This is a genomic window from Microbispora sp. NPDC049633 (genome assembly GCF_040675265.1).
GTDB lineage: Bacteria > Actinomycetota > Actinomycetes > Streptosporangiales > Streptosporangiaceae > Microbispora > Microbispora maris.
The window spans coordinates 1-6,648 of sequence record NZ_JBFAOO010000292.1 but is presented as its reverse complement, the minus strand read 5'-3'; the positions used below and the strand labels follow the sequence as shown (position 1 = coordinate 6,648).

Below are 6,648 nucleotides of genomic sequence, written 5' to 3'. Positions count from 1 at the left end.
CGACGGCACCGTGGAAGACGACGGCACCCGGGCGGACGACGGCCGCGGCGGGAGGAACTGAACGATGGCCCGCAACCTCGTCGCCGCGCTGCTGCTCTTCGTCGCTCTGGTGCTGCAGGTCAGCGTGGTGAACCGGCTGCTGTTCTCGTGGGCGCCGGACCTGGTGCTCCTGACGGTCGCCGCACTCGCCACCAGGCGCGGAGCCGTACCCGGCGCGGTGATCGGCTTCTGCGGAGGGCTCGCCTACGACCTGCTGCCGCCCTCCAACCACACACTGGGCCAGTACGCGCTGGTCCTGTGCTTCCTGGGCTACGCGGCGGGCCGTGTGGGAGAGCGCCTGCCGCTGCCCGCGGTGGCGGCGTGCGCCGTGATCGCGCCCGGCATGGTGGCCGGTCTGGGCGCGCTGCTCGGCGCCCCGGGGATCACGTGGCCGGTGCTGGCCGCGGCCTGGCCCCGGGCCGCGATCTGCAATCTCGTGGCCGCTCCGCTGGTGCTCCGGGCGGTCAAGGTCATGCACGGCGGCCACCGGAGGCGCGCGGGCGGTGGCGAGCTCGTGCCGAGCTGGAGACGGGGGACGGCATGACACGTTTGCGGGGGCGCCTGCTCGTCCTGCAGGTGCTGGTCATCGCCATGATCGTGGTGCTCGTCGTCCGGCTGTGGCAGGTCCAGGTGGTACAGGGGTCGCGGTTCGTCACGGTCGCGACGGAGACGCGCACCCGCGAGGTGCGGGTCCCCGCCCTGCGGGGGGCGATCCTCGACTCCGCCGGCCGCCCGCTCGTGCGTAACCGCACGACGCTGGTGGTCTCCGTGGACCGCGGCCGGCTGGAGCGGATGCGGGACGGCGGCGACGCGGTGCTCCGTCGCCTGTCCGCCGTGCTGAAGGTGCCGCTGTCGAAGCTGAAGCAGGAGATCCGGGCCTGCGGGCCCGGCGTCAGCCGTCCGTGCTGGCCCGGCTCGCCGTACACGCCGATCCCGGTGGCCAACAACGTCAACCCGCGGGCGGCGCTGCAGATCCTGGAACGCCAGGAGGACTTCCCGGGCGTCACGGCCGACATCCAGGCGATTCGCGACTATCCGAACGGCAAGGACGCCGCCCAGCTCCTCGGCTATCTGCAGCCGGTGACACAGAGCGAGCTGGAGAAGCGGGAGGGTCTCAAGGCCAACTACTCGGGTGTCGACCTCACCGGCCGCGACGGGCTGGAGCGGACCTACGACTCGGCCCTGCGCGGCGCACCTGGCCTGCGCAACGTGCAGGTCGACCGGATGGGCAAGGTCATCACGGTCAACCAGCAGTCCAACCCGGTTCCCGGCGACATCCTGGTGACCAGCATCGACGCCAACGTGCAGCGCATCGTCGAGAAGTCGCTCGACCAGGCCATGCAGGAAGTGCCGAACTCGGACGGCGCCGCCGGCGTGGTGCTCGACGTGAAGACCGGCCGCGTGGTCGCGATGGCCAGCCGGCCGACGTACGACCCCAGGGTCTGGACGGGCGGCATCGCGGAGAAGGACTACCGTCGGCTGTTGTCGGACAAGTCGGGCAAGCCGCTGGTGTCGCGGGCGATCGCCGGCGAGTACGCCCCGGGCTCCACGTTCAAGATCAGCTCGGTGTCGGCGATGGTCGCGGATGGTCAGCCGCTGCACGGCACCTACCAGTGCCCGGGCGCCTACACCGTCGAGGGCCGGGCGTACCCCAACGCGGGCGGCATGAGCCTCGGCGCGATCTCGCTGCACGAGGCGCTGGTCAAGTCGTGCGACACCGTGTTCTACCGGGCCGGGTACGAGGAGTGGCTGCGCGACGGCGGCAAGACGCCCAAGTCCAAGGTCAAGGAGCCGATGCCGAACATGGCGAAGGCCTACGGCTTCGGCCGCCGTACGGGCGTCGACCTGCCGGGCGAGTCCGCCGGACGCATCCCCACCCGGGGGTGGAAGCGCGACCTGTGGAGCTCGACGAAGGACGAGATGTGCAAGCGGGCCAAGACCGGCTACCCGGAGATGAAGGACCAGAGCCGGGCCTCGTTCGCCAAGCGGCTGGCCCACGAGAACTGCGTGGAGGGCGCGATCTTCCACGCCTACGAGGCGGTCAACCTCTCGATCGGCCAGGGTGACGTGCTCGTCACCCCCCTCCAGCTCGCCCGGGCGTACGCGGCGCTGCTGGGCGACGGCAACGTGCGCAGCCCGCGGATCGGCTGGGCGCTGATGCGTCCGGACGGCACGCTGAAGCAGGAGATCCCGGTCCCGGTCGAGGCACACCTGCCGATCAACGACGAGACGCGCGAGTACATCCGCAAGGCGCTCAGCGAGGTGCCCTCGGACGGCACGGCGGCGGGCGCGTTCCGCGGCTTCCCGTTCAACGTCGTCAAGATCGGCGGCAAGACCGGTACGGCGGAGGTCTACGGCAAGGAGGACACGTCGTGGTTCGCGTCCTTCGCGCCCGCGGACAATCCGCGGCTGGTCACCGTGGTCATGGTCGCGCAGGGCGGCTTCGGCGCCTCGACCGCCGCGCCCGCCGTGCGGCGCATCTGGGAGGGCATCTTCGGCCTGGGCAAGGGGGACAACGGCAAGCCGGTCAAGCCGGCGCTTCCGGACGGCAAACCGGTGACGCGGCTGCCGGCCATCAGCCGCGACAACACGCAGTGAGGCGGGCCTGCCATGACTGAGGCCATCGGAATACGGCGGAGGTCGTTCGCGAGCCGGGTCGTCGGGCGGGGATCGGTCGTCTGGCGGATGGACTGGCTCCTGTTCGGGGCGGTGGTCGCGCTCAGCGCGGTCGGCACGCTCCTGGTGTGGTCGGCCACCCGCACCTGGTCGTCGATCGAGCCGACGGGCATGGCCAAGAAGCACGTGCTCAACCTGCTCATCGGTCTGGCTCTCTACAGCGCGGTCGCGGTGACCGACTACCGCTGGCTGCGCACGTACGCGCCGGTCCTGTACGGCATCGCCGTCCTCGGGCTGATCCTGGTCATCAGCCCGATGGGGTCGACGATCAACGGCCACCACTCGTGGATCCTGCTGGGCGGGGGCTTCGCCCTGCAGCCGGCCGAGCTGATGAAGCCGGCGCTGGTGGTGATGCTGGCGCGGCTGCTGGCCCCGACGTCGGAGAAGGGGAAGAAGACCAAGGACCGGCCGAGAGCCGCCGGTCTCGCGCTGTCCCTCGCGGCGGCGGGCGCCGCGGCGGCGCTGGTCATGCTGCAGCCCGACCTCGGCACCACCATGGTGCTGATGGCGACGACCGGCGCGATCATCGTCTTCTCCGGGATACGCAAGCGCTGGGTCGTGGCCGGGGTGCTGCTCACGGGGCTCGCCGCGGTGGCGGTGTGGTCGCTGGGGCTGCTCAAGCCGTACCAGGTGGCCCGGTTCACCGCGCTCATCGACCCGTCCAGCGACCCGCGCGGCGTGGGATACAACAGCACGCAGGCGCTGGTGGCGATCGGGTCGGGCGAGGTGTTCGGCAAGGGCCTGTTCCACGGCGGTCAGACCACGGGACGGTTCGTGCCCGAGCAGCACACCGACTTCATCTTCACCGTCGCGGGCGAGGAACTCGGCTTCGTCGGGTCGGTCACCGTGGTCGCCCTGCTCGGCGTGGTGCTGCTGCGCGGCGCGCGGATCGCCCGGATGTGCGGCGACCGGTTCAGCGCGCTCGTCTCGGCCGGCATCGTCGCGTGGCTGGCCTTCCAGACGCTCGTCAACGTCGGCATGACGATCGGCATCATGCCGATCACCGGCGTGCCGCTGCCGTTCGTCTCCTACGGCGGCACCGCGACGTTCGCGAACATGACGGCGATCGCCATCCTGCAGGCGATCCATCTGAGATCGCGACCGGTCTGAGGTTCGCCGTGCTCTCCGTGTTCCCCGTGTTCTCGCGGTCCCGCATGAGAGCCGTCCGCAGGGTGCCGGATCCCGGCTCTCACTGGTGCAGGCACCATGCGGCGAACATCATGGGAACGGAACAGGTTCGGGGGCTGAACGAACCCTTACGGAGGAACGGTGACTCCGGACGACGAGGCGCGGGAACGCCAGCGCGCCCTTGACCTGCTGCGCACGGCCTTCCCCGACTACCGGATCGTGTACGGCGGCGGGAGGTGGGCCGCCGCGGCCGCGGGCGACCCGCCGACGGTGTGGTTCGCCGAGACGCCGGCGAGCCTGTGCGGCCAGCTCTTCACGGCCCAGCTGCGCAGCGGCGGCACCATGATTCCTCTCCGCTCGATGGAGAGGGACTCGCAGTGCGCGAGGTGACCGGTTCGTGACACGTACGGCGTTAACGTGCGGGTGTCACCACTGGGAGAGCCGATGACGACACCCTCACGCGGCGGGGACCGGTCCGCCATCCAGATCGCCGGCGGCATCCGCGAGCGCACTCTCGCCGCTCTCCGGGAGCCGCCGACGACCGCGGTCTTCCATCAGATCGCCGACGAGATCCACCTGTGCTGCCCGCGGCTGGCCCGTTTCAAGTGCCTGCGTCTGGCGTACGGGTGGACGGTGGAGGAGGCGATCGAGCGCTTCCACGCGATGTGCGACCGCGAGCAGATCAAACGCAGGGGGCTGAGCGAGCGGTCCTGGCGGGAGTGGGAGGCCGGGGCGCGGCCCGACCGCGACTACACCGACCTGCTGTGCCGCCTGTTCGAGACGGGCCCGGTGCAGCTCGGGTTCGCCAAGGACTACACGCCGCCGGAGATGCGCGATCCCGGGACCTGGCGGCGGCGTACCGCGCCCGACCTGATCAGCGCCGCCGCCCGGGAGGCGAGCGAGCACGCCGAGCGGGCGGAGACGAGCGAGATCGGCGACAGCGCGCTGGAACGGCTGCGCACGCAGGTGATATGGCTGTCCCGCCGGTACGTCTGGGAGGCGCCGCTGCCGCTGTTCGTGGAGATGCGGGCGCTGCAGGAGCAGACCCGCCGGGCGCTGGAGCGGCGCGTCCACCCGGCCCAGGCCGGCGAGCTGTTCTTCCTGGCCGGGACGCTGTGCGGGCTGATGGCCAACGCGAGCATGGACATGGGCCGCCGGGTGCCCGCCGACGATCTCGCCCGCGCGGCGTGGACGTACGGCAGGATCGCCGGGCACCGGTCCCTCATGGGCTGGGCCCGCGGCATGCAGGCGTCGGTCGCGCTGTGGGACCGGCGGTACGAGGACGCGGCGGGCTACGCCGAGGACGGCCTCGCCCACCTGCACCAGGGCCAGGGCGGCGCGCGGCTGCACATGCTGCGGGCGCGGGCGGGTGCGATGCTCGGCCGGGTCCGCGAGGCGGAGGACGACCTGCTCAAGGCGGCGGACGCCCGCGAGGCGGGCACCGGGGACGAGCTGCACGACGGGTTCGCCGGGGAGTTCGCCTTCCGGCCCGCCAAGCACGCCTACTACACGGCGGTCACGCACCTGCACCTCGGGCAGGCGGGCCGGGCGATCGAGCAGGCCCGCGCCGCGCTCGGCCTGTACGCGCGGGAGGACCGCCAGAACAGGTCGTACGGCTGCGAGGCGATGGCCGGGGCGCACCTGGCCGTCGCCCACCTGATGGAGGACGATCCCGGCGGAGCCGAGCAGGCCCTGACGCCGCTGCTGGCCCTGCCGCCGGAGCGCAGGATCGACAGCCTGGCCGAGACACTCCAGGCCACCAGGCCGATGGTGCGGGGAGAGCTCGCCGGGCGGCTGGAGGCGTTCTGCGCGACCGGCCTGCCCCAGTCGGCCGCCCGGGCGCTGCCCGAGGCTCCCTCCGAGGCACCGGGCGGCGAGGGGGATCCGCGATGAACGAACGGAGCGAGTGGAGCGAGCGAATCGATTGCGACTCCGAGCCGCCAGGCGAGGAGGAGGCATGAGTGTCTCCACCGTCGCCGGCACCCCGCCCGCGCTCGCGGAGGCGTGCCGACAGGCCGGGCTCAGCGCCGACGGGGCACGGTTGCTGCGCAGTTTCGCCAACGTGGTCTACCACCTGCCGGGCGAGGGGGTCGTCGTCCGCCTGGCGGAGGCCGGCACCCCCGGCAAGTACGACAGGCTGGCCACCTCGCTCAAGGTCACGCGCTGGCTGCACGAGCAGGGCTTCCCCGTCACGCTGCCGCTCGACGTGCGCCAGCCGCTGGCCGTCGAGGGCTGCCTGGCGACCTTCTGGCACTACGAGGACGGCGCGGACGACGGCGACCCGGTCCCGCTCGGCCTGCTGCTGAGGTGGCTGCACTCCCTGCCGCCGGTCCCGTTCGCGCTGCCGACCTACGATCCCTTCGGCCGCGTACGGCGGGCCGTACGGGCCAGCCTCGTGCTGGACGGCGAGGAGCGGGAGTGGCTGCTGGACCGGTGCGCGGCGCTGGAGGAGGCGTACTACGAGCGGGTCGAGTTCGCCCTGCCGTACGGGCTGGTCCACGGGGACGCGCACCGGGGGAACCTGATCCGCACCGCGGACCGGATCCTGCTGTGCGACTGGGACTCGGCCAGCGCCGGGCCGCGCGAGGTCGACCTGGTGCCCACCCTGCAGGGTGCCCGGTTCGGCCTGTCCGACGCCCAGCGGGACGGTTTCGCCCGAGCGTACGGATGCGACGTCAGGGACTGGCCGGGTTATCCGGTGCTGCGCGACATCCGGGAGCTCCAGACGCTGACGGCCGTGCTGCGCATCGGGCACCGCGACGACCGCGCGCACGCGGAGCTGCGCCACCGCCTGGCCTCGCTGCG

The 6,648-nt window shown here is 72.2% G+C and carries 6 protein-coding genes; all 6 read left to right on the top strand.

Translation table 11 applies throughout. The features are described 5' to 3' along the window. Positions 1–64: 64 nt before the first annotated feature. Complete coding sequence (gene mreD / locus AB0J39_RS37115; protein ID WP_363473475.1) at positions 65–583, top strand: rod shape-determining protein MreD; 519 nt, start codon at positions 65–67, stop codon at positions 581–583. Next, the gene (mrdA, locus tag AB0J39_RS37110) at positions 580–2,637 is read left to right on the top strand and encodes a penicillin-binding protein 2 (protein ID WP_363473473.1); all 2,058 of its coding nucleotides are present in this window, start codon (positions 580–582) and stop codon (positions 2,635–2,637) included. Before mreD ends, mrdA begins: the two co-directional genes overlap by 4 nt. 12 nt (positions 2,638–2,649) lie before the next feature. Beyond that, complete coding sequence (gene rodA / locus AB0J39_RS37105; protein ID WP_363473471.1) at positions 2,650–3,825, top strand: rod shape-determining protein RodA; 1,176 nt, start codon at positions 2,650–2,652, stop codon at positions 3,823–3,825. A gap of 159 nt (positions 3,826–3,984) precedes the next feature. After that, the gene (locus AB0J39_RS37100) at positions 3,985–4,233 is read left to right on the top strand and encodes a hypothetical protein (protein ID WP_363473468.1); all 249 of its coding nucleotides are present in this window, start codon (positions 3,985–3,987) and stop codon (positions 4,231–4,233) included. 54 nt (positions 4,234–4,287) lie between these two features. Further along, positions 4,288–5,736 carry a hypothetical protein gene (locus AB0J39_RS37095; protein WP_363473466.1) on the top strand — a complete coding sequence of 483 codons (1,449 nt, stop codon included), beginning with the start codon at positions 4,288–4,290 and terminating at the stop codon, positions 5,734–5,736. A 64-nt stretch (positions 5,737–5,800) separates the two neighbouring features. Further along, on the top strand, positions 5,801–6,648 hold an 848-nt coding region (locus AB0J39_RS37090), incomplete at its 3' end, for an aminoglycoside phosphotransferase family protein (RefSeq protein ID WP_363473464.1).